Annotated in this window: 23 protein-coding genes; 10 read left to right on the forward strand and 13 right to left on the reverse strand. The window is 42.4% G+C overall.

Annotated features, from left to right (window positions below; genetic code table 11):
- From VB732_RS06485 to VB732_RS06500, 4 genes are all read right to left on the reverse strand, one after another.
- A partial coding sequence (locus tag VB732_RS06485; protein ID WP_323230013.1) for a methyltransferase domain-containing protein occupies positions 1–899 on the reverse strand: 899 nt, incomplete at its 3' end.
- A gap of 74 nt (positions 900–973) precedes the next feature.
- On the reverse strand, positions 974–2,359 hold the full coding sequence (locus VB732_RS06490) for an ABC transporter ATP-binding protein (RefSeq protein WP_323230014.1): 1,386 nt from the start codon (positions 2,357–2,359) through the stop codon (positions 974–976).
- Positions 2,360–2,421: 62 nt separating this feature from the next.
- The gene (locus VB732_RS06495; protein WP_323230015.1) at positions 2,422–3,267 is read right to left on the reverse strand and encodes an ABC transporter permease; all 846 of its coding nucleotides are present in this window, start codon (positions 3,265–3,267) and stop codon (positions 2,422–2,424) included.
- Positions 3,268–3,698: 431 nt separating this feature from the next.
- Positions 3,699–3,830 carry a hypothetical protein gene (locus VB732_RS06500; protein WP_323230016.1) on the reverse strand — a complete coding sequence of 44 codons (132 nt, stop codon included), beginning with the start codon at positions 3,828–3,830 and terminating at the stop codon, positions 3,699–3,701.
- A gap of 148 nt (positions 3,831–3,978) precedes the next feature.
- Between VB732_RS06500 and VB732_RS06505 the strand changes: the two genes are divergently transcribed.
- The 4 genes from VB732_RS06505 (at position 3,979) to VB732_RS06520 (ending at position 7,360) form a co-directional block, all read left to right on the forward strand.
- Positions 3,979–4,170: a DUF2862 domain-containing protein gene (locus VB732_RS06505; RefSeq protein ID WP_323230017.1), complete on the forward strand. Its 192-nt coding sequence runs from the start codon at positions 3,979–3,981 to the stop codon at positions 4,168–4,170.
- 120 nt (positions 4,171–4,290) lie between these two features.
- Positions 4,291–5,397 carry an ArsA family ATPase gene (locus VB732_RS06510; protein ID WP_323230018.1) on the forward strand — a complete coding sequence of 369 codons (1,107 nt, stop codon included), beginning with the start codon at positions 4,291–4,293 and terminating at the stop codon, positions 5,395–5,397.
- A gap of 547 nt (positions 5,398–5,944) precedes the next feature.
- Complete coding sequence (chlG, locus tag VB732_RS06515) at positions 5,945–6,991, forward strand: chlorophyll synthase ChlG (RefSeq protein ID WP_323230019.1); 1,047 nt, start codon at positions 5,945–5,947, stop codon at positions 6,989–6,991.
- 81 nt (positions 6,992–7,072) lie between these two features.
- Positions 7,073–7,360, forward strand: coding sequence for a hypothetical protein (locus tag VB732_RS06520; RefSeq protein WP_323230020.1), 288 nt, complete (start codon positions 7,073–7,075; stop codon positions 7,358–7,360).
- A 54-nt stretch (positions 7,361–7,414) separates the two neighbouring features.
- Here the strand turns inward: VB732_RS06520 and VB732_RS06525 are convergent, their stop codons facing one another.
- From VB732_RS06525 to VB732_RS06540, 4 genes are all read right to left on the reverse strand, one after another.
- Positions 7,415–8,371 carry an MDR/zinc-dependent alcohol dehydrogenase-like family protein gene (locus VB732_RS06525; RefSeq protein ID WP_323230021.1) on the reverse strand — a complete coding sequence of 319 codons (957 nt, stop codon included), beginning with the start codon at positions 8,369–8,371 and terminating at the stop codon, positions 7,415–7,417.
- A gap of 106 nt (positions 8,372–8,477) precedes the next feature.
- Positions 8,478–9,050, reverse strand: coding sequence for a hypothetical protein (locus VB732_RS06530; protein WP_323230022.1), 573 nt, complete (start codon positions 9,048–9,050; stop codon positions 8,478–8,480).
- Between the two features lie 215 nt (positions 9,051–9,265).
- Positions 9,266–10,072: an inositol monophosphatase family protein gene (locus tag VB732_RS06535; RefSeq protein WP_323230023.1), complete on the reverse strand. Its 807-nt coding sequence runs from the start codon at positions 10,070–10,072 to the stop codon at positions 9,266–9,268.
- A 115-nt stretch (positions 10,073–10,187) separates the two neighbouring features.
- Positions 10,188–11,621, reverse strand: coding sequence for a BCD family MFS transporter (locus tag VB732_RS06540; RefSeq protein WP_323230024.1), 1,434 nt, complete (start codon positions 11,619–11,621; stop codon positions 10,188–10,190).
- 272 nt (positions 11,622–11,893) lie between these two features.
- Here VB732_RS06540 and VB732_RS06545 point away from each other — a divergent pair, with 272 nt between their 5' ends.
- Both VB732_RS06545 and VB732_RS06550 read left to right on the forward strand, forming a co-directional pair.
- Positions 11,894–12,727, forward strand: coding sequence for an Rpn family recombination-promoting nuclease/putative transposase (locus VB732_RS06545; RefSeq protein ID WP_323230025.1), 834 nt, complete (start codon positions 11,894–11,896; stop codon positions 12,725–12,727).
- Between the two features lie 18 nt (positions 12,728–12,745).
- Complete coding sequence (locus VB732_RS06550; RefSeq protein WP_323230026.1) at positions 12,746–12,943, forward strand: hypothetical protein; 198 nt, start codon at positions 12,746–12,748, stop codon at positions 12,941–12,943.
- A gap of 119 nt (positions 12,944–13,062) precedes the next feature.
- Here the strand turns inward: VB732_RS06550 and VB732_RS06555 are convergent, their stop codons facing one another.
- The gene (locus tag VB732_RS06555; protein ID WP_323230027.1) at positions 13,063–13,194 is read right to left on the reverse strand and encodes a hypothetical protein; all 132 of its coding nucleotides are present in this window, start codon (positions 13,192–13,194) and stop codon (positions 13,063–13,065) included.
- A gap of 300 nt (positions 13,195–13,494) precedes the next feature.
- On the opposite strand from VB732_RS06555, the gene VB732_RS06560 reads away from it, so the two are divergent.
- Positions 13,495–13,719 carry a hypothetical protein gene (locus tag VB732_RS06560; protein WP_109011393.1) on the forward strand — a complete coding sequence of 75 codons (225 nt, stop codon included), beginning with the start codon at positions 13,495–13,497 and terminating at the stop codon, positions 13,717–13,719.
- 20 nt (positions 13,720–13,739) lie between these two features.
- On the opposite strand, the gene VB732_RS06565 is transcribed toward VB732_RS06560, so the two are convergent.
- Positions 13,740–13,904 carry a hypothetical protein gene (locus VB732_RS06565; protein ID WP_323230028.1) on the reverse strand — a complete coding sequence of 55 codons (165 nt, stop codon included), beginning with the start codon at positions 13,902–13,904 and terminating at the stop codon, positions 13,740–13,742.
- 41 nt (positions 13,905–13,945) lie between these two features.
- Here VB732_RS06565 and VB732_RS06570 point away from each other — a divergent pair, with 41 nt between their 5' ends.
- Positions 13,946–14,893, forward strand: a complete 948-nt coding sequence (locus VB732_RS06570) for an aldo/keto reductase (protein ID WP_323230029.1) — start codon at positions 13,946–13,948, stop codon at positions 14,891–14,893.
- Positions 14,894–14,903: 10 nt separating this feature from the next.
- On the opposite strand, the gene VB732_RS06575 is transcribed toward VB732_RS06570, so the two are convergent.
- The 3 genes from VB732_RS06575 to rimO form a co-directional block, all read right to left on the reverse strand.
- Positions 14,904–15,482: a Uma2 family endonuclease gene (locus VB732_RS06575; RefSeq protein WP_323230030.1), complete on the reverse strand. Its 579-nt coding sequence runs from the start codon at positions 15,480–15,482 to the stop codon at positions 14,904–14,906.
- A gap of 189 nt (positions 15,483–15,671) precedes the next feature.
- On the reverse strand, positions 15,672–17,201 hold the full coding sequence (locus VB732_RS06580; RefSeq protein ID WP_323230031.1) for a DEAD/DEAH box helicase: 1,530 nt from the start codon (positions 17,199–17,201) through the stop codon (positions 15,672–15,674).
- Between the two features lie 262 nt (positions 17,202–17,463).
- Positions 17,464–18,783: a 30S ribosomal protein S12 methylthiotransferase RimO gene (rimO, locus tag VB732_RS06585; RefSeq protein ID WP_323230032.1), complete on the reverse strand. Its 1,320-nt coding sequence runs from the start codon at positions 18,781–18,783 to the stop codon at positions 17,464–17,466.
- 672 nt (positions 18,784–19,455) lie between these two features.
- Between rimO and btpA the strand changes: the two genes are divergently transcribed.
- Positions 19,456–20,304 (forward strand): photosystem I biogenesis protein BtpA, encoded by an 849-nt coding sequence (gene btpA / locus VB732_RS06590; RefSeq protein WP_323230033.1) that lies wholly within the window; start codon positions 19,456–19,458, stop codon positions 20,302–20,304.
- A 163-nt stretch (positions 20,305–20,467) separates the two neighbouring features.
- Positions 20,468–21,451, forward strand: a complete 984-nt coding sequence (locus VB732_RS06595; protein WP_323230034.1) for a vitamin K epoxide reductase family protein — start codon at positions 20,468–20,470, stop codon at positions 21,449–21,451.
- Positions 21,452–21,519: the final 68 nt, after the last annotated feature.

The raw sequence follows: 21,519 nt of genomic DNA on the forward strand, positions 1-21,519 counted from the left end.
TGCGATCGCTCTAATTCTGCCTCGGTTTGTTGTAGTCGAGACTGCAATCGCTCTAATTCTGCCTCGGTTTGTTGTAGTCGAGACTGCGATCGCTCTAATTCTGCCTGTGTTTGTTGGAGTTGAGCGTGCGTTAGCACTTGAAATAAATCATCTGATTCATCAATATATATAGAGTCTATAGGCGTTTGTATTCTGCTTAATTCATCAGAACATATAGCGACAAAATATATCGGTGATTTTAAACTACAAACTTGCTGATTTAAATTATCTAGGTTTCCCTTATATGCCTTTAAGTTTTTTTCTTGGCTATCTTCTAGCGGAAAGACAAACGAGCCAGTTGCCAGCCTTTGACCATAGATTTTACTATATTTAAAATTACTACCAAGTAAGCTCACTAGATCGTTGTAGTAAAGCTCTTTAACATGAAATGGATTTGAATAATTTGGTTCGTCTGAATAAGTCAAGCGATTTGGAGAAGAAATAATTAGTATTCCTTCTGGCTTGAGAACTCGCTTAATCTCTTGCATCATTTCTTCATGCTTATCATGATGCTCGATAGTTTCAAAAGATGTTACTACATCAACACAATTGTCTGGTAATGGTACAGCTTCGCATGAACCCAACAGAAACTTGAGGTTGTTGTAGGTACAATACTCTTGCGATGAGTATTCTACAGCTTCGGAACTAATATCAACCCCGATGACAGATTCTGCAACTCTTGCTAGTAATGCAGAACCGTAACCTTCACCCGAAGCAATATCTAATACAGATTTGCCAATTACAAAATCAAGACATAAGGCATACCTATGTAGATGCTCGTACTTTATTTGCCCATCAACAGCAGGAATGTATCTCTCGCCTGTAAATTCCATATTTTTCAATATACTTTTAATTTTCACTTTTTAATCTTTATTAACCGCTACCAACCAATGCCTGTGCTGAATAATAATCAATAGAAAACAATCATTTTTAATTATTTTTGATTTATTATATGATTGATTGTCACTACTTCTAACGTATGATTAATGTTGACATCAGTCAACCTCATAAATCCAAAAGTTAGGTCTGTTACTCCTGATTGTATAGCGACACAAGCTTGTAACCAGTCCATCATTTCGTGGCTATCTTGATTCCCATCAGCTATCGCTGGTTCTAGAGAATAATTATCACTTTTAATATGCGGCCACTTGATTTTAAAATTAACAGAAATCAGTTGATTTTTTTTAATTTTAGGTAGTTGATACTTGCATTGTGTTGTGTTCCATGCTGTTACAGATACTCTGAGTCTGTCAAATATGGTCATACCTACAATTGGACTTAAAATGTCATCATAACTAATTATCTTGGTTTGAAGTATTAACCATTCATCAGGCATAACAAAACCTGTTTTTTCTCCTTGTTCATTTAAGACTTCTAAGCTAATAATTTCACAGCGTCCCGTGCCAAATCTTTTAGTGTTATGAAATGCTAAATATTCATTACTAGTAAATGGGTTTATTTTATTGTTAGTAGCTGATTTGTTATCTGAGCTAACGTCTAGAATTACCTCGACATTTGGGAGTGTTTCTTTGTCACTTTGTACATTAATCCCGTAATCAGAGTCTTTTTTTAGTCTCTCATTAATTTTGTCATACATCCATGCTTGGTATGATTTACTAATATCAATTGGTTTACCTTGCTCTACTATTTGACCATCATTAATCCATATAGCTTCAGAACAAAGGCGAGAGACTGAACCTAAATCATGAGAAACAAACAAAATTGTTCCTCCTGCATCTTGAAAATCTTTAATTTTTGCCATGCAACGATGAACGAAAACTCCATCTCCTACGGATAAAGCTTCATCCACTATTAAAATTTCGGGTTCAACATTTACCGCTACAGCAAAAGCCAAGCGAACAAACATACCACTAGAATATGTTTTTACAGGTTCATCAATAAAATCACCTATATCCGCAAAGCCAATAATATCATCAAACTTATCTTCGATTGCCTGTTGACTTAAGCCTAGTAATCTACCATTAAAAAATACGTTTTGCCTGCCAGTAAACTCAGGATTAAAACCACTACCCAATTCTAATAAAGCTGATATCCTTCCTTGTACTTGCACTTGTCCTGTGGTTGGCATCAAAGTCCCAGCAATAATTTGCAATAGGGTACTTTTTCCAGAGCCGTTACGCCCGATGATTCCTGATGTTTGTCCCTTGGGAATTTCTAAGTTAATATTCTGTAAAGCCCAAAATTCTTGTCCATAGCTTTTATTAGGCAGTAGAATTTCTCTCAACCTTTCTACAGGATGATGATAACGCTTGTAACATTTAGAAACGTTTTTTAAGGAAATAGCGATTTCTTCTCCCATACTTTTACTGTTAATTTTCACAACTCTCACACAATTACCAAAAGGAGATGAAGAGATCATATTTACAATACATCAGCAAAAGCCGGACGCAACCGCTTATATACCACAAATCCAGTACAAAATATAATAACTGCGATCGCAGACGATACACCCCATTCTCCCCAATGTTGCACCTCCCCAACTAAAACTATGTCACGATAAATTTCAGCGATCGCAGTCATGGGATTTAACCAAAATACTAAACTCCGCCATTGCTCTGGAATTGCTGATGCTGGATAGACAAGCGGTGTTGCGTAAAACCAAATATTTAAAATCACCCCTAAAGTCTGCGGGACATCTCGCAAAAACACGGTTAGTCCTGCCACCAAATAACCCAATCCTGCCGTTAATAATAACTGCGTTAGCCAAACCAACGGTAATAGCGCCAAGGTAGGATGTAAAGTATGAGAAATTGTTGCTACAAAAAAAATCAACGCTATTAAACCAAAGGAACTCTCAATAAACGTAGATAAAATTGGCACTAGGGGTAACAAACTTAGGGGAAATACAACTTTTTTGACTAAATTCGGCTGTCCTACTACTGAATTAGCAGACTGGAGCAAACCCCCTGTAAAAGCAATCCAGGGGAGCAAACCTGCAAATACCCACAAACCAAAGGTGAAGTTATTTTCTGGTAAACTTTTGAGAGTTAACTTTACTTTCAACACAACCGAAAATACATAAGTGTAAATCAGTAATTGTGATAACTGATTTAGCAAAGGCCACAAATTGCCTAAAATAGAACCTTTATACCGCGCTTCTAAATCTCGCCTAACCAAAATTCTCAGCAAGTCGAATTTTGCCCATACCTCTTCACTTACAGGCAGTATGCGCCTCAACTTTACCGCTTTACGTACAAAATTTTGCATTTTTTGTAACAATCCTTGCTTCCTGCTTCACTACCTACACACCTAATTCTTTTCTATAGAGCTTTAGAGCAATGAAAGTATATTTGTCTTTTTTGGAGAATAAATTGTTACTTATCAAATCTTATCCAAATTTGATAATCATACAATAAACAGATATTACCAGCTGCATTTTTACTATAAATATAAATATTATTGGCAACGCTGCTTTATTTAAGGATTTTAAGGTGGCGAGTTTTTCTTTAACTTAAACTCTCTGGATTAACTCCCAGCGCTCGAAAATGTTCTGCCAACTGTTGCCAGCGCAGCTGTTCTTGTTCAAACTTCAATTCTGGCTCTGATGCGTGTTGCGCTGTAATAGCAGCTTCCTTTGGTGTTGGAACTCAATCACCATCGGCTAGATTTACAACGATAAAGAAATCATCACACTCACTTCACAGCAACTCAAGGGAAGTGACTAGCAGCAGATGCATATAATGCAATGAAATTTCCATTTCCGGCTCATCACTTAACAACTGTCTTGCATCGGGCATCTGCTGTTCTAGCTTTTGCGCTCTCACAAACATTCGCTTGGTTGTTGATTTAATTTTAAGCTGTTAGATCAGCAGTTAGGACACGCACTTATAATTTTGCCCCTCATCTCCACTGAATTTGTGAAAGCTGAGTCACGGATTCCGCTACACTGAGACTTGGTTTGTTGGATTGTAATCAGGCATGGAAATCGGACAAAAGGTTAAAGTCTTTCGTTTGCGCGATCGCGTTTCTCCCCCAATTGTGAAAAAACTAGGACAAGTGGGTATTATCCAAGGCTACAAAGTTACCGATGGTGCTGGGATCGGTGTCGTGGTGATGTTTGACGACAATACTTCAACTTGGTTTTTTGAAGATGAAATCAAACCTGTGTAGTTGTAAATAACTCAGAACTGCGTTTTTCTTGGCTTCTGAAATTTTAAGCAGAAGCTGAGATTCTTTGTTGAGTGCTAAGTTGGAATTGAAAAGACCGGCGGTGAAAATAGGAATCAAGTAATGGCTCTAATATTGACATTTTTGGGCAAAGGCGGCACCGCTCGTACCAAAATTGCGATCGCCGCCGCCAAATTATTGGCAAGTCAAGGCAAGCGCGTACTTCTAGCAGGACAAGCAGAACCCACATTATCAATCCTGTTGGGTACTCCCATTGCTGCCGATCCTCAAGAAATCGCTCCCAAATTACAGGCGGTACAGTTTCAAGCATCTGTACTGCTTGAGCGCAACTGGGACGAAGTGAAAAAACTTGAAGCGCAATACCTCCGCACGCCCATCTTCAAAGACGTTTTTGGTCAAGAACTGGTAGTATTGCCAGGAATGGACAACGCCCTAGCCCTCAATGCTGTCCGCGAATATGATGCCAGTGGCAAATATGATGCGATCGTCTACGATGGCACGGGTGACTCTTTAATGTTGCGAATGTTGGGTTTGCCAGAATCTCTCAGTTGGTACATTCGGCGATTTCGGCAATTGTTTGTCAATTCCGATTTGGGAAAGACAATTACTGAATCCCCCTTAATCCAACCTCTAATTAGCAGCTTTTTCAATATCAACTGGACAGCAGATAATTTTGCAGCGCCCACTAACCAAGTCAATAATTTCTTGGAAAAAGGGAGAGCCGCACTTGCTGACCCCAAGCGCCTTGCTGCTTTTTTAGTGACCACAGGAGATCCCATTGACGTAGCAAATGCTCGTTATTTGTGGGGTAGCGCTCAACAAATTGGTTTAACTGTCGGTGGCGTTCTAGTTGTGCCTCCTGAGACAAACGTCAATCTCAATCTGTCAGAGGAATTTATCCCCCTACCTGTGAGCGTTGTTCCCGACTCGCCAACAGGTGACTGGCAACCACTGATAGACGCACTACCCAACTTTGAAGCACAAGCGTTACAGGCTCCTAAGCCAATTGAAATAGACATCCAAAATCGTCAAGTACGCCTATTCTTACCAAGTTTTGACAAAAAGCAAGTCAAACTCACTCAATATGGGCCAGAAGTCACGGTAGAAGCAGGAGACCAGCGCCGGAATATTCCCCTACCCCCGGCTTTGAGTGGCAGATCCGTCGCTGGAGCAAAGTTTCAGAATAATTATTTGATAATTTCGTTTTAAGTTATGGAAATGGGGAATGGGGAATGGGAGATGGGGAATGGGGAATGGGGAATTGGGAACTTTTACTGAGCAACTTGTGCCGAGGGTATCGCTAAAGCGAAAGCTCCGCTAACGCGTAGCGTCTCGCAGAGAAGCCGAGGTAAGCCGAAGTGTGGGGAATGGGAAGTGGGGAGTTCAGAGGAAAAATGATTACTTTGAGCTTTGAACTCGGAACTTCGACTTTTGAACTCGAAACTTCGACCTTCAGAACTCGGAACTTTCGACCTTCAGAACTCGGAACTTCGACTTCTGAACTCGGAACTTCGACTTCTGAACTCGGAACTTCGACTTCTGAACTTGAAACTTCGACTTCTGAACTTGAAACTTCGACCTTTAAACTCGGAACTTCGACTTCTGAAATCGGAACTTCGACTTCTGAACTCGAAACTTCAACCTCTGAACACAAAGCGTAAAGCGTCAAGCTTAGAACTTACTATTCCCCATTCCCCATTCCCCATTCCCCATTCCCAATTCCCCATTCCCAATTCCCAATTAATCAGTAAAAATTATGTCAGAATCAACTCCCATTAACCCAGACCCCAATCCAACTGAGGTTATAGACTCAGTAGCAATTAATGCCAGTAAGCAAGCAATAGCAACAAACGATCGCAATGCGAAAACTAGGCAGTTGCTGGGGATGAAAGGTGCAGCTGCTGGGGAAACTTCAATTTGGAAAATTCGTTTGCAGCTAATGAAGCCGATTACCTGGATTCCCCTAATTTGGGGCGTAGTCTGTGGTGCGGCTTCTTCGGGTAACTATACTTGGACACTGGAAAATGTGTTGAAAGTATTAACCTGTATGCTTCTGGCTGGGCCATTGATGACAGGTTATACCCAAATCCTCAATGATTACTACGATCGCGAAATCGATGCCATCAATGAACCCTATCGCCCGATTCCCTCTGGGGCAATTCCCCTACCCCAGGTAATTATTCAGATTTGGGTATTACTGATTGCTGGCTATGGTTTGGCATTTGCGCTGGACGTGTGGTCTGGTCATGAATTCCCGACAATTACAGCGATCGCAATTATCGGTTCCTTCATCGCCTATATTTATTCTGCACCTCCCCTGAAACTCAAGCAAAACGGCTGGCTAGGTAGCTACGCCTTGGGTGCAAGCTATATCACCCTACCTTGGTCTACAGGACATGCTTTGTTTGGCGATCTCAATTCCACAATTATAATTTTGACAATGTTCTACAGCTTGGCTGGATTGGGTATTGCCATTGTCAATGACTTTAAGAGTGTAGAAGGCGATCGCCAGTTAGGATTAAATTCACTACCCGTAATGTTTGGCATCACAACTGCGGCATGGATTTGTGTCGTGACAATTGATGTATTTCAAGGATTGATAGCGGCTTATCTCGTCAGTATCCATGAGAATTTGTATGCAACAATACTAATACTCTTAATCATTCCGCAAATCACCTTGCAGGATATGTATTTTCTGCGCGATCCTGTGAAGAATGATGTTAAGTACCAAGCCAGCGCCCAACCGTTCCTTGTTTTGGGAATGCTCGTAACAGGTTTAGCGCTGGGTCATGCTGGCATTTAATATACTTCTATAGTGAGAAGTTATGAATTAGGAGTTAAGAGTTAATATACTTTTAACTCCAAATTTGTATCAGAAAATGCCATGTTAGAACTTATATCTTTCCTCATTCATGGGATTCAACCTTTTTTAGTCCCAATATGCTTTATCACTGCTTGGACTGTAACTATTCTCGTTGTCTTAAATCTCTGGACGGCGGCGCGAGATAGCGTGGCTACAGCCAAACTTATGCATCAAATCCCCTGTAGTGGTTGCCAATTTTTTACCGACAATTACCGCCTCAAATGTACTGTCCGCCCATCTATTGCCAATACAGAAGAAGCGATCAATTGTATGGACTATCAACCGAAGACGAATCCTTATTTGTATTAGGGACTGGGGATTGGGGACTGGGGGTTAGGAAAGAGTTTGCCCAATGTTCAATAACTATTGACCAATTTCCAGCAATATTTTTAAAACACCTTTACTCTGGGCATGTTCAAAAGCCGCAAGCCCTTCAATGAGGGGGTAGGTGGCATGAATCAAGGGTTGTACGTCAACTTGTCCTGTGGCTAGTAGCTGGAGGGCTGGTGTAAAGGGGCCACAACGAGAGCCGATGAGGGTGATTTCATCCACTACTAAGGAAGAAACATCTAGGCTGAGGTTGCCAGCATAGGTACTTTTAAGAACAAGCGTACCACGGGGACGGAGGGCACGACGGGCGATCGCAAATCCTTCTGGGTTCCCAGTACATTCTACTGAGATATCAAAATATCCATCTTTCACAGCATCAGCTAAACCAGTTTTAATCCCCCGTGCCTGTAAGTTAGCAAGTTTGTCTTGATGCCGCCCTACAGCCAAGAGTTCACAGCCAGTTAGGGCTAGTGTCTGGGCTACTAACTGCCCTAATTTACCATCTCCAACCACTAACACGCGATCGTTTGGATGCAATGGTACTTGCTGCTGAATTTCTAAAGCTGCTGCTATGGGTTCGGTAAACGTAGCTACTTCTGTTGGCACATTATCGGGTACTAAATGTAGGTTCTCCACCGGCAAACAAAGATATTCACCAAAGGCTCCATTCCGATTAACAATACCTAAAACTGTGCGATTTTCGCAGTGAGTTGGTTGTCCATCGAGACAAAACCGACAATGCCCACACACAGCGTTGATTTCTCCAACTACACGTTGGTTAACTAAGTGTTCTGGCCCTTTTTCAACCACGCCGACAAATTCATGCCCCAAAATTCCAGTGTAAGGATAGTAGCCTCTGAGTAGTTCCAAGTCAGTGTTACAGATACCCGCACGCAAGACGCGTACCAAAGCTTCTCCCTCTGGCGGTTCAGGAATGGGAATATCTGTACGTAATTGCAACTGGTTATTTTCGAGCCAAAGTCCTTTCATTTTGCTTCACGTCCTTTGCCTAATATGTTGTCATACCACTTTCAAAAATCTTTGCAAAATAATCACTTATTTGTAGGGGCGTACATCTGCACACCCATAGCTACATTCATGTCTCTGTATTAGGTATTTCTTTAGTTTTAGTTACATCAATTTTGCTTAACCAAGTAACCAAGTCTTCTGAGTCAAGTGCTATCTCGCTTCCTAATGTTTTGATATAAAGAAGCCCGTCACTAATAATTAAATCCCTAATTGGATACCATGAATCTCGCCTTCTAATCAGAAGTTCCAAGGGAATCCCTAGCCTTGAAGTATATTTGCGATATTTCCACCAAGCTCGCCATAGAAGTACAGATTTAGTACAGTGCATCTCATAGCCTTTGGGAACTTCGCTGTATTGATACTGATAAAAACCCCGACTATCTACTTCTCCTTTGAGAAGATAACTATATTCTGCTAATACCTGATTTATCAATTCCCACTGGGATGATTTTGGAGAAATCGAGAATTCAGATAATATGTTAGATAGCTGGAAGGTTGCAATCACACCTTCAGTTTTTGCTGTCAGTTGGTTAGTCTTATAAACTGTTTGCGCTGTCAAAGCAGGATTTGACAACAAAACTTCTTTTTTCTGGATAGAGTTTTGCACAAACTCTCGAATTAAATCTAGATTAGACAACATAAAATTATTTATACTAAATTAAGCAGTGTGATATAAGCCACAACGGTACTTAAATTAGTAACTACATTGGTTTTGCACTTAAATCAGGATTATTACCAGTTTTATTTATACTCAATTCTCTGTCTGACTAGGGCTTTATTAACTTTGATGTCGGGGATGTGACTACTTACTACTCTGATTGACAAAGTAACTGTTTTAAGTGTGAGAGCAGCTGATTAAATTTTTACGCCATCTAGAAAAGGTTGAAATACCGGAACTAATTCGGGACGACTGACAACCAAAGTGGGAAAAGAGCGATCGCTATAATCTTCTCCTGCTGACAATGGAAACGGTTCTGACTTCAGCGATGACCAAACACCGCCAGCAGCCTGAACAATTACCCAAGCCCCCGCTAAGTCCCAAACTTTTGGTGTCGCCTCAATACCACCTAATGTTGCTCCAGTGGCAACCGTCAAAAAGTTATAGCTAGCAACACCCAACATCCGAATTTTACAGGGAAAGCCGTTTTTCATAGCTGCGGTGCTACGAGAACAGAGGTTGAAAAAGTGATTGTTGCTGGGACTATCAACACTACTGTGGATGGGGTGGAGGTTGAGAAATGCTCCCATTGGCGTTGCTAACCCCGATGAACCTGGCCAAAAACCATGAAAAGCTTGATTTAATGTTGGTGCGTAAACATACCCAAAAATGGGCGTACCTCGATACAGTAAACCCAGAGATATTGTCCAGAGAGGAATGCCGCGTGTGAAGTTGGTTGTACCATCGAGAGGATCAATTACCCAGCACCACTCAGTACCGGGAAATGATTGATCGCTCTCTTCGCTCAAAATGCCGTAACCAGAGAAAGTAGAAGCGATCGCATCTCGAATTTCCTGATCTGCCCATTTATCTGCTTGCGTCACCAAACTACCATCAGCTTTTTGGGAAGCCTGGACTTGCCCAAAATCTTGCATTAGCTGCTTGCCCACTCTGGTAGTGGTAGTTTGGGCAAAATCTAGAATTGTTGTCCAAAAATCATTCATTGGTTAATAGTCATTTGTCATTTGTCATTTGTCATTTGTCATTGGTCATTTGTCCCATACCCAATGCCCAATACTTCGACTTCGCTCAGTACAAGTGCCCCATGCCCTATACAGTTTAGTCTAAATCGCTTTCCAAAACAGATGCGATCGCTTGCTTGGCACTTGTTTGAAATTCTGTGACGTTCACCCGATTCAGAAACCAAATCGATACCACCATTCCCACAGCTTCTAGGGCAAATACCAGTCCATAAGCTAACTCTAGGCTTGGTAACAGCCTGCGTCCAATATCCAAAACTGTACCTCCAATTACTACCGCAATTCCTCTAGAGAGGGACTGCGCTAATCCCCATGCCCCAATAAACGTACCTGCGGCTTCTGCTGCGGTAAGATCCAACATCAAGCTAATTGCTGCTGTAGTTAAGAAACCTGCGGCTAAACCGAAAAAGAACAAACCTAGTTTGAGAACTGCGGCATTAGCTGTGAATCCTGATATACCGAGCAATATTGCACAGAATGCTACTAACATACAGCCAAAACGTGCAGTTCTGCGCTTACCCAAACGCGGGACAATGTAAAAACCCGTAACGGCATAGGCAATTAGTAAACCCATTCCATAAAAAATATTTAATTTGGTACTTTCCGCTAAGGGCATTTTAAACACTTGACCCGCATAAGGTTCTAAAATCGGGTCTTGCATAAACAAACTGATGGTCATCACCAATAAAAAGGTGAAAAATATACCTGTTTGTGGGCTAGCTGTCAAGATTTTCCAAGCATTGCCTAGAGTAATGCTGTCTTCCCGGTTCGCCAGTGTGGAACGGGTTGAGTATTGGGAGTACTTTTTTTCTACGCCGAATGTGGCTGCGATCGCTAAACCAAATACAATTGCTGGGACAATAGTAAACAATCTGTTGATTGCTGGCTGCAAGGTTTCCACGGTTGCTTCTGGCGTTAACTGTCTTAGCAAGCTGGCACTGATAATTGCTCCAACAATAATCCCCACCATTAACATCGACCAAACCACACCGACTACTTTAGAACGGTTATCTTCTTCAGATATATCCACTAATAAAGCAGCAAAGGCAGTACCGCTAGCACAAATTCCTAGACCGTATACAGCGAAAACTAAAGCCAAAAGTGCTGTCCAGCCGATTGTTTGGGTTGTCCATACCCAAGCACCTGCACTATTTCCAGCAAGATTCATTTGCCATATCACTTGTACAGCTAAAAATGCTGCGATCGCAAATATCGCCGCACCCACCCAAACATAAGCTGTGCGGTGGTATCCCCATAACGGCTTGGCATCGGAAATCTGTCCAAACCAGACACGGGAAGGAGCAACAAATAGGGGTAGTGCTAAAACTACTGCTACCAGCGTCGCCGGAATTGCTATTTCTTGAATCATGACTCTGTTGAGTACCCCCAGAGTCAAAATGGACATCATGCTCAACCCCATTTGAAATAAACCCAGCCGGAACATAGTCAGCAGGTTTACCCTTGGCACAGATAGGGATTTTTTTTGGGTATCAAATACTTCACCGCTTGCCATAGCTACTTTTTCGTATAGTTTATAGGATTTAATCTCTCTCTCTTTAAATAAAGATAAACCCTACCCGCTCCAAATCAGCGAATGAAAAGTTGAAGTTGCGATGGCTTCTCTTCTCTACGAGAGGCTGCGCCAACGAGACGCTACGCGAACGTCCGCCACAGGCATCGCACTTATTTGGCAAATGTTCATACCAACATCTCAATTAGCATAAGCTTCAGCCAAGTTAGGATTAATTTCTATGGCTTGGTACGAGAGAATTTTAGGATGAAGTAGTGAAACGAGACTCCATTTACTATCAAATTTTTAAGCGCTTTCCTGGTTTACTCTTTGAACTGGTTGATAATCCTCCTCTGCAAGGGCAAAACTATCGGTTTGAATCACTTGAAGTCAAAGAAACCGCTTTTCGCATCGATGGTGTGTTTTTACCTCCAGAGGATGCAACATTCAGGATGATCTTTTTTGCTGAAGTTCAATTCCAAAAGGATGAAGCGCTCTACCATCGGTTCTTTACCGAGTCGTTGATGTACCTGAACCGGAATCGTTTTCAGTACGATGACTGGTTCTGTGTGGTAATTTTTTCATCACGCTCTTTGGAACCAAGCGATAAAAGAACTCATCGAATATTTCTCAACAGCGACCAAGTGCAACGAATCTATTTAGATGAGTTAGGCGCGACTAATCAGCAGCCAATAGGTATCAACTTAATGCAGTTGACTCTAGCATCGGATGAAGTGATGGCCGAGCAAGCAAAGCAATTGATTGAGCGAGTAAAATTAGAGGAAACGGACACACTGCCGAAAAACGAAATACTAGACATCATCACCACAATCGCCGTTTATAAGTTTTCGACCTTGAGTAGAGAGGAAGTTGAAGCTATGCTGGGATTGACTTTGGAGCAAACAAGGGTTTATCAGGAAGCTAAAGCTGAGGGTCGAGAAGAGGGTCGAGAAGAGGGTCGAGAAGAAGGTCGAGAAGAACGGGAAGCTGAAATGTTGAAACTTACCGTTCCTCTATTACTAAAAACAGGGATGAGTGTGGAGCAGATTGCTCAACACCTCAATGTTGATATAGAAGCTGTCCAGATTGCTGCACAGTCAACCACATAGAATGAAGAAGTTGAAGCTATGCTGCTGGGATTGACTTTGGAGCAAACAAGGGTTTATCAGGAAGCGAAAGCCGAGGGTCGAGAAGAACGGAAAACTGAAATGTTGAAACTTATCGTGCCTCTGTTACTAAAAACAGGGATGAGTATAGAGGAGATTGCTCAACATCTGAATGTTGATATAGAAACTGTCCAGCTTGCCGCACAGCAAAACACATAGAATGGACATTTCATGTCTATTGTCATATTTTGGCAAAATGAGGAGAGCTTGATTAAAATCCTCAATTACCTTTTTATGGTATCCAGAGCGATCGCACCAAAATATAACAACAGATATGCCTATTTCAGATTCAGAACTTGAAGCTTAAAATTATTCAAACTCAAAGCTACTGAAGTTTCAATAGTTAATTGTCCTTGTTGAATTCGAGGAAGAGTATAATAGCGATCGCACTCCAGCATTAGTGATAACACAGTGATTGTATTAGTGAGTATGGAAATGTTTCAAGATATTTACTAGCACGGTTAGCCATAAAAGGTCTTTAATCTCTGGATTGCTTTAATAAGCTATCTAGAAGTAATTAAACTCTGATTATAGGTGCTTACTAGAGTCATAGTATTACTCTGTAAATTTATCGGACACAATGAAGCCAGATAAAAACATCTATGTGAAAATGTGGTTTTTACTACGCTATTCCATTGAATTAGTAAGATAAACTTGCCGTATGTCATCAAACTACTTACCTTCATCTAATAACCCAAAAGGCATAAGCAATGAGTAAAGAACCAGTCAAAGTAATATTATGGGAAGAAAATCAAAAAGATTTTCTCAAAAAGTTCTATGATCTCCAATTTACTCCCAGAGTAGGAGAGGAAGTTTACCTAAAAAAGGAGAAATGGAAAGTAACTAGAGTTGAGCATGATATCGAAATTAGTGAGATTAATGTCTACATGGAATTAATCAAAAAAGCCAAGCAGGATAAATCATCTAATTCATAAATACAAGTAAATACACTCAACTATAGCAATCCTATTTGATTTGTGAGAATTGCAGTTCGCAGATCCCCGACTTCTTCGAGAAGTCGGGGATCTTGTTTATGCAAGGCGCGATGTCTACGACGGGCTACGCCTACGCACAACATGAGTTGTAGCCAAGTGGTGGCGATCGCGCTGTAACGATACACTATAAAAGTAAAGAAATGTAAATAAACTAAATTTTGCAACCGTGGAAAATATCACATTGGGGCAAAATGGCCCATCTGTTACACCCTTGTGCATAGGCACTTGGGCTTGGGGTGATAAACTATTTTGGAGTTATGGCGATCGCTACGGCCCAGAACAGTTACAAGAAGCCTTTACAGCAGCTTTAGACGCTGGTGTTACCTTCTTTGATACTGCCGAAATCTATGGAATGGGACTATCAGAGAAATTTTTGGGGCAATTTCTGCAACAGACACAACAACCTGTACAAATCGCCACAAAATTTGGCCCCCTACCGTGGCGATTTACAGCCCAATCTGTCTCTGATGCTTTAACAGAAAGCCTCAAACGGTTACAACTTGAGCGAATCGCCCTGTATCAAGTGCATTGGCCTTTTGCTTTCTTTTTAAGCCAAGAAACTTTGATGAATGCTCTAGCAGATGAAGTGAAGCGGGGCAGAATTGCGGCAGTCGGTGTGAGTAATTACTCAGCAGAGCAAATGCGAGACGCGCATCAAATATTGGCGGCCCGGGGAGTGCCTTTGGCTGTTAACCAAGTGCGCTATTCTTTACTCACTCGTCAAGTTGAAAGCAAAGGTATTATGGCAACTGCCCGTGAGTTGGGTGTGACTATTTTGGCTTATAGTCCTTTAGCACAGGGATTACTTACAGGCAAGTACAGTATTGATAGTACTGAAACTCCTACTGGTGCAAGGAAAGTAGATCCGCGATTTAAGAAAGAAGGTTTACAAAAAATTGCCCCAGTTATATCTTTGCTACACAGTTTCGGAGAAAAATACGATCGCACCCCTGCCCAAGTTGCTCTCAACTGGTTAATTGCTCAGGGGAACGTTATTCCCATTGCTGGGGTGAAGACAGCCGAACACGTGCGTCAGAATGCTGGCGCTTTGGGTTGGAGATTGAACGACGATGAAATTGGAGAGTTAGAACTAGTTAGTCGTCCTTGGCTGTAATATTTTTGAACTACTCAAACACAGGAGGCCAAATTTCTGACACTACTAGCTCCCAACCTGGTAATAAGTCTGGTAGTGTCAGTTTGTCATTATCCTGCAAAACTATTGGTTCTTGGTTGAGCCGATAAACTGTGAGCGTTAATTTGTCAGGATCAATCAAGATACCAACTGTACATCCGAGTTGTAAGAATAGCTGAATCTTTTCTACCAGTGGTTTGATCCGGTCTGACTTAGATTTTATCTCTACCATCAAGTCAGGTACAAGTTCTACAAAGTCGCGCTTGCTTGTTTTCAATCTATCAGCACGAACAAAAGACACGTCAGGAGCGCGGAGATTTCGTTTTTCGTTATCAGCTTCTTTACCGTTTTGAGTTTCTAAGGTAGGTAAAATGAAGCCAGCGCTAGAACCAGTTACCCGTCCTAGCCTCTGTGGGCGTACCCAGTTGCCGAGTAATCTAACTAACTCAGCACCAATTTCCTCTGACTCATAATCTGATGGCCCCATAACAACTATATTTCCGTCTACTAGCTCCATCTGCCATTCTGGATGCTCTGCTTGTAGTTGCTCTAAGTCTGGAATAGTGAACATAAAACCACGAAGAATGCATCTTTAATTGATCTTCCTACAAACTAATAGAAAAAGTTACCAAAAAAGCCAAAAAGTCAAGAGCCAAAGTCAAAATCCTGACTCTTAACTCTCAACTCTCCAATTTTATGTTTGGATTTTGGATTGAAGAAAAAATCTAAAATCCAAAATTGATTAACTTCTAACTGTTGACTAAGAAGCTGATTCCCTACCTGTAGGTGAACCTATCTTTTTACTAGGAGATGCAGAAGAATCCTGCCCACTTGTCCGCAGTTTGGGCTTGGGAGAAGAATGTCTTTCTTCACCATTGTTACTATCTGATTTCCACGCAGTACGAGGGCGATCGCTAGAAGATTCACGACGTTTGCCGAGTCTTGGTTTGGGAGCAGAGGATTCCTCTTGAGGAATTTCCACGTCTGAACTCAACCAAGCGGGACGAGTTTGATCGTAAGCAATTTGTAGTGCTGCTGCGGCGATCGCTTGAGCATCGTATTCTTCAATCAGTTCGCTGACAATTGGCAAGAATGAAGCCAAACGCTCACCTGTCAAAGCTTCCCGCACCAGTTCTTGCAATTTCAGAATGTGTCTTGCTTCAATTTGTGCGCGTGTAGGAATCGACAGCAGTTGCCAACTTTGGCGGTTATGACGTTCAAATGTTTGCTGTTTGCGCCGCTCAAATGGTTGTACTAGAGAGATTGCTGTTCCTTCTTTACCGGCACGACCTGTACGACCAATCCGGTGGACGTAAGTTTCTACGCTATCGGGTAAGTCGAAGTTGATTACATGAGAGAGTTGATCGACATCTAACCCTCGTGCTGCAATATCAGTTGCTACTACCCAGCGAACTTGACGGTTACGGAATCTGACTAATAACCGTTCCCGCGCTTGTTGCGACAAGTCACCGTGGTATTCATCGACACTGTGACCAGCGCCTTGTAACTGACTGGTGAGTTCTGCGGCTGTGCGTCTGGTGCGGACAAAGATTAAAGCTGTTTCTGGATCTTCCATTTCCAAAATCGGCTGTAATGCTTTGGCTTTTGTCCAATGGCGGGGGATCAAGTAAGCTACTTGATTAATCTTGTTGGGAGCAGCTTTTGGTTGCTCAACGGTGACAGTTGCAGGCGATCGCAAGAACTTGTTCACCAACATCCGAATCGATGGTGGCATGGTTGCCGAGAATAAAGCTGTTTGGCGATCTACGGGCGCTTGCGAGAGGATTTTGATTACATCGTCAATGAAGCCCATGCTCAACATTTCATCGGCTTCATCCAACACAAACCACTTCACTTGATCGAGCTTTAAACAGCCGCGATCGAGCAAATCGATCACCCGTCCGGGAGTACCCACGACCATGTGAACGCCACGTTTGAGTTGTAACATTTGACGGTCAATTGATTGACCACCGTAGATTGCTAACACTCGCAATCCTTCATTGCCGATGAATTGTGCGATCGCATCGTGAACTTGCATTGCTAATTCACGAGTTGGTGTTAAAACTATGGCTTGTACGGCTCTTTGATTAATATCTAACCGTTCTAATATTGGCAGTGAGAATGCGGCCGTTTTGCCTGTTCCTGTTTGAGATTGACCTACTACATCACGGCCACCCAGCAATTGGGGAATTGCTTGGACTTGAATGTTAGTTGGTTCGGTAAAACCGATTTTTTCTAGTTGGGCGACACGTTCTTGGGAAATGCCTAATTCTTGAAATGAAAGAGTCATTAATTCGTCCTAAATTTTATCTAAGGATTTTGGATTAGTCATTAGTCATTAGTTATTAGTCATTAGTCATTAGTCATTAGTCATTAGTGAGCTTAGGGCGGTAGCGAGACCTCAAATCTTGGAGAGGCTATGTCAACAAGTCCGCCAGCATTTCAGGTAAACCCTCATGAAAACTGCTATTAATGCAGCATTGACCTTAATATAAGGATGAATCTGTAAGGGTCATTTAACAAAGGACAAAGGACAAAAGACAGATGACAATTTAGTTATTGACTACTTGACCATAGAGGTCGTATGTATCAGCGTGGTGAATCGCTATTGGCACGATGGTTCCTAACTTTGCCTGGCCTTTGACATACACCAGACCATCAACCTCTGGGGAAAATCTACCTGAACGACCTATTAATTCACCACTTTCAGGATTTTCTTGCTCAATCAGGACATCGACGATTTTGCCTACTTCCTGTTGATTTTTATTTTGAGAAATCGGTTGCTGGAGTTCCATCAGTTGGTATCGGCGATCGTCCATCACCTCTTGGGGCAACTGATTTGGTAGCTTGTAAGCTGGAGTTCCTTCTTCAGGGGAAAAGGTGAAGACGCCAACATGATCGAATTCATGCCGTTGAACGAACTCTAGTAGATGCTCAAAATGTTCTCTTGTTTCTCCTGGGAAACCAACAATAAATGTTGTCCGCAGTACGGCTGTTGGTAGCGCCGTTTTGATGCGATCTATAATCCCATCATTTACCTGCCCTTGCCAAGGACGGTTCATGGCGCGGAGAATCTCTGGATGAGAATGTTGCAAGGGCAAATCCAGATAAGGCAAGACGTTTGGTGTTTCTTGAATCGCCGCGATCACATCTGGGGTCAGTCCCGTGGGATAAGCATAGTGCATTCTGATCCACGGTATATCTACTTTCCCCAAAGCGCGAAGTAGTTCGGCTAATTTTGGCTTCCCGTAGATATCCAAACCGTAATTAGTGGTGATTTGGGAAATTAAAATAATTTCCTTTACCCCTTGACTAACTAACTGCTCGGCTTCGGCGACTATAGATTCAATAGTACGCGATCGCTGGTTCCCTCGAAGATGAGGAATTATACAAAATGCACAACGATAATCACAACCTTCGGCAATGCGGAGGTAAGCTACGCCCTCCGTTGTAGTGCGATAGCGCGGTGTAGTTTCATCGGCAATGTAGGTTGGCTCAATACTAACCTGTTTGACCCTCTCGCCAAGTTCAACACGCTCAATTACATTAACAATTTTGTGATAATCGCCTGTACCCACCACAGCTACTGCTTCGGGCAATTCCTCCAAAAGTTGCTCTTGGAAGTGTTGCGCCATACAGCCAGTGATTACGATCTTTTTATTTGCCTCTGCCAGTTCTACCAAAGTTCTGACAGATTCTTGCCGGGCTGCTTCAATAAAACTACAAGTATTAACAATAACGTAATCTGCTAACTCTTCATTTGTATCTACACCGTAGCCTGCTTCTACGAGCATTCCCAGCATGTGTTCTGTATCAATTCGATTTTTCTCGCAGCCCAGGTGAGAAATGGCAATTGTTGGCTTGTCACCCATATTTTGAAAATATCTTCATTTTTTTTCTTGTTGTCAAACATTCCGGCGCTAACTTCGCTTTTTTGCTATCAGCATCCTCATGGAAACACTACAGTGGCAAATTCCCACTGTTAGTAACTGGACGTGGACTCATAACCCTATCAATAAATAAAAATAGAGGTCATGTTATGATATTCCTATCAATCTGTTCCCCAGGGTAAATTGAAGTGTCTTTGGGTACATTTGACACTTGTAATCTTTTTTAACAATTTGCCTATTGGTATTTTACATTACCATAGCGTGTGCGTTGTTAATCTACCCATCGGGAAGCCGCCCAAAGGGCTTGTTGTTGAGAAGTCGCTACCCTCCGGGAAATCGACGAAAGCGACTACGCTTGATAAAGCAGTAATGCTAGCCTGGCGATTGGCAAGTGCTGCGACTGGGCGCGGACAAGATGCCTAAACCACGGAAAGCTGCCTTGCGTCTAGTGAGTGGCAAACTCCTCTTGTAGCCAAGTTTTATCTTAACATATCTTATGGGAGGTTTCACGCCAATTTCCATCTAAGGAAGGAGGCAATAAACCGACTATCATAAAACACATTTGACTAGTTAATGAAAAGTCAAGAGTCAAGGGTCATATAATCAATAGTCAAAAAATTTTAGACTCTGGACTCCGCGAGGCGGATTAAAGACGTGGACTTATATCAATTATTTAAAACTCGCTCACCGATTATTGGCGTGGTTCACCTGCTACCACTGCCTACCTCACCCCGTTGGGGAGGTAGTCTAAAAGCGGTGATTGACCGAGCCGAGCAAGAAGCCGCAGCCCTAGCAAGCGGAGGGGTTGACGGTCTGATTGTGGAGAATTTTTTCGACGCGCCCTTTACCAAAAACCAAGTGGATCCAGTGGTTGTGAGTGCCATGACCATCGTGGTGCAAAGGATACAAAACTTGGTGACTTTGCCTGTAGGGTTAAATGTTTTGCGAAATGACGGTAAAAGTGCAATGGCGATCGCTAGCTGTGTGCAGGCGCAATTCATCCGCGTCAATGTCCTCACAGGGGTAATGGCGACCGATCAGGGATTAATTGAAGGAGAAGCCCATCAACTACTCCGCTATCGACGGGAGTTAGGCAGCGATGTTAAAATCCTGGCCGATGTGTTGGTAAAGCACGCCCGTCCTTTGAGTTCTCCAAATCTCACAGTGGCTGTGAAAGACACCATTGAAAGGGGTTTAGCAGACGGAGTGATTTTATCTGGTTGGGCTACCGGTAGCCCACCTAACTTAGAAGATTTGGAACTAGCTTGTGATGCAGCAGCTGGCACGCCAGTATTCATCGGTAGCGGGGCGAGTTGGGAAAATATTGATACATTGATGCAGGCAGCAGATGGTGTAATAGTTTCCAGTTCTCTGAAACGTCACGGACGCATAGAGCAACCAATTGACCCAATTCGCGTCAGTCAATTTGTCGAAGCTGCCCGTCGCAGTTGGAATTCCAAAAGTGAAAGCAAATCAGTAGAGCAAGTGAAGTTACATTCTTAAAAAGTAGGGAGTGGGGAAGAGGCAAGGGAGCAGGGAGCAGGGGGCAGGGGAAGAACTATTGATTTATTGATCCATGCCCAATTCCCAATTCCCAATTCCCAATTCCCAATACTTCGGCTTCGCTCAGTACAAGTTCCCAATTCCCAATTCCCAATAGCAGTTTATGATTCGCCGTCGTTCTACTCCTTGGATTCATAAATGGTCACGTCCATTAATTGCCGCGATCGCTGGATGCGGTGCTTTAATCACAGGTTATCTCACCATAGAAAAGTTAACAGGGGGCAGTGCAGCTTGTGTAGCACAAGCTGGTGCTAAGGGCTGTAACGATGTGCTTTCTAGTCCTTGGGCAACAGTTTTTGGTCAGCCGTTAGCTTTGTTTGGATTTTTGGCATATATCAGTATGGTGATATTGGCTTTGGCTCCCTTGGTATTTAAATCAGGGGAAAACAATAGCCGCAAACAATTAGAAAATTGGACATGGTGGTTGCTGTTGGTGGGTGCGATCGCCATGTCGGTTTTTAGCGGCTACTTAATGTATGTGCTGGCATCTCAAATCCAAGCTGCTTGTCTTTACTGTATTGGTTCAGCTTTATTCTCCCTCAGTCTTTTGGTACTGACGATTATCGGTCGGACTTGGGAGGATATTGGACAAATATTATTTACCGCTCTGATTGTCGGGATGGTAACGCTGATTGGAACTTTAGGTGTCTATGCTGGCGTGAATCAATCAAATGTTACGCCTGAAACTCCTGGACAACCTGCAAAAATTACCTTTACTCCCAAAACAAACCCTAACCCAGCGTTCGGTTGGGAAATCACCACTACTTCTGGTGAGGCAGAAATAGCCTTAGCACGTCATCTTGCAAAGGTAGGCGCGAAGCAATACAGTGCTTACTGGTGTCCTCACTGCCATGAACAAAAGCTACTTTTTGGTAAAGAAGCCGATGAAATAGTCAAGAGTGATATTAAGGTAGAGTGCGCTCCCGATGGGCTAAAAGCTCAACCAGAACTGTGTAAAGCTGCAAAAATTGAAGGCTTTCCCACTTGGATTATCAATGGTACAAGCTATAGTGGAGTCCAAAACCTAGAGGAACTAGCAAGAGTTTCTGGTTACACAGGGCCTCGCAACTTCAAGTATTTGAGGTAATTACCTTCAGAAACTCTCACCTAGCTGCGATTTAGAGGCAATCCATGAATTGCCTCTACTGGAATAAA

The sequence above is a fragment of the Nostoc sp. UHCC 0252 genome, assembly GCF_034931145.1.
Lineage (GTDB): Bacteria > Cyanobacteriota > Cyanobacteriia > Cyanobacteriales > Nostocaceae > Nostoc.

Excerpts from the sequence above, each read along its gene's own strand:
- VB732_RS06490 (WP_323230014.1), bottom strand. The coding sequence starts at position 2,359 with ATGGGAGAAGAAATCGCTATTTCCTTAAAAAACGTTTCTAAATGTTAC.
- VB732_RS06495 (WP_323230015.1), bottom strand. The coding sequence starts at position 3,267 with ATGCAAAATTTTGTACGTAAAGCGGTAAAGTTGAGGCGCATACTGCCT.
- VB732_RS06500 (WP_323230016.1), bottom strand. The coding sequence starts at position 3,830 with ATGTTTGTGAGAGCGCAAAAGCTAGAACAGCAGATGCCCGATGCAAGA.
- VB732_RS06505 (WP_323230017.1), top strand. The coding sequence starts at position 3,979 with ATGGAAATCGGACAAAAGGTTAAAGTCTTTCGTTTGCGCGATCGCGTT.
- VB732_RS06510 (WP_323230018.1), top strand. The coding sequence starts at position 4,291 with ATGGCTCTAATATTGACATTTTTGGGCAAAGGCGGCACCGCTCGTACC.
- chlG (WP_323230019.1), top strand. The coding sequence starts at position 5,945 with ATGTCAGAATCAACTCCCATTAACCCAGACCCCAATCCAACTGAGGTT.
- VB732_RS06520 (WP_323230020.1), top strand. The coding sequence starts at position 7,073 with ATGTTAGAACTTATATCTTTCCTCATTCATGGGATTCAACCTTTTTTA.
- VB732_RS06525 (WP_323230021.1), bottom strand. The coding sequence starts at position 8,371 with ATGAAAGGACTTTGGCTCGAAAATAACCAGTTGCAATTACGTACAGAT.
- VB732_RS06530 (WP_323230022.1), bottom strand. The coding sequence starts at position 9,050 with ATGTTGTCTAATCTAGATTTAATTCGAGAGTTTGTGCAAAACTCTATC.
- VB732_RS06535 (WP_323230023.1), bottom strand. The coding sequence starts at position 10,072 with ATGAATGATTTTTGGACAACAATTCTAGATTTTGCCCAAACTACCACT.
- VB732_RS06540 (WP_323230024.1), bottom strand. The coding sequence starts at position 11,621 with ATGGCAAGCGGTGAAGTATTTGATACCCAAAAAAAATCCCTATCTGTG.
- VB732_RS06550 (WP_323230026.1), top strand. The coding sequence starts at position 12,746 with ATGCTGCTGGGATTGACTTTGGAGCAAACAAGGGTTTATCAGGAAGCG.
- VB732_RS06560 (WP_109011393.1), top strand. The coding sequence starts at position 13,495 with ATGAGTAAAGAACCAGTCAAAGTAATATTATGGGAAGAAAATCAAAAA.
- VB732_RS06575 (WP_323230030.1), bottom strand. The coding sequence starts at position 15,482 with ATGTTCACTATTCCAGACTTAGAGCAACTACAAGCAGAGCATCCAGAA.
- VB732_RS06580 (WP_323230031.1), bottom strand. The coding sequence starts at position 17,201 with ATGACTCTTTCATTTCAAGAATTAGGCATTTCCCAAGAACGTGTCGCC.
- rimO (WP_323230032.1), bottom strand. The coding sequence starts at position 18,783 with ATGGGTGACAAGCCAACAATTGCCATTTCTCACCTGGGCTGCGAGAAA.
- VB732_RS06595 (WP_323230034.1), top strand. The coding sequence starts at position 20,468 with ATGATTCGCCGTCGTTCTACTCCTTGGATTCATAAATGGTCACGTCCA.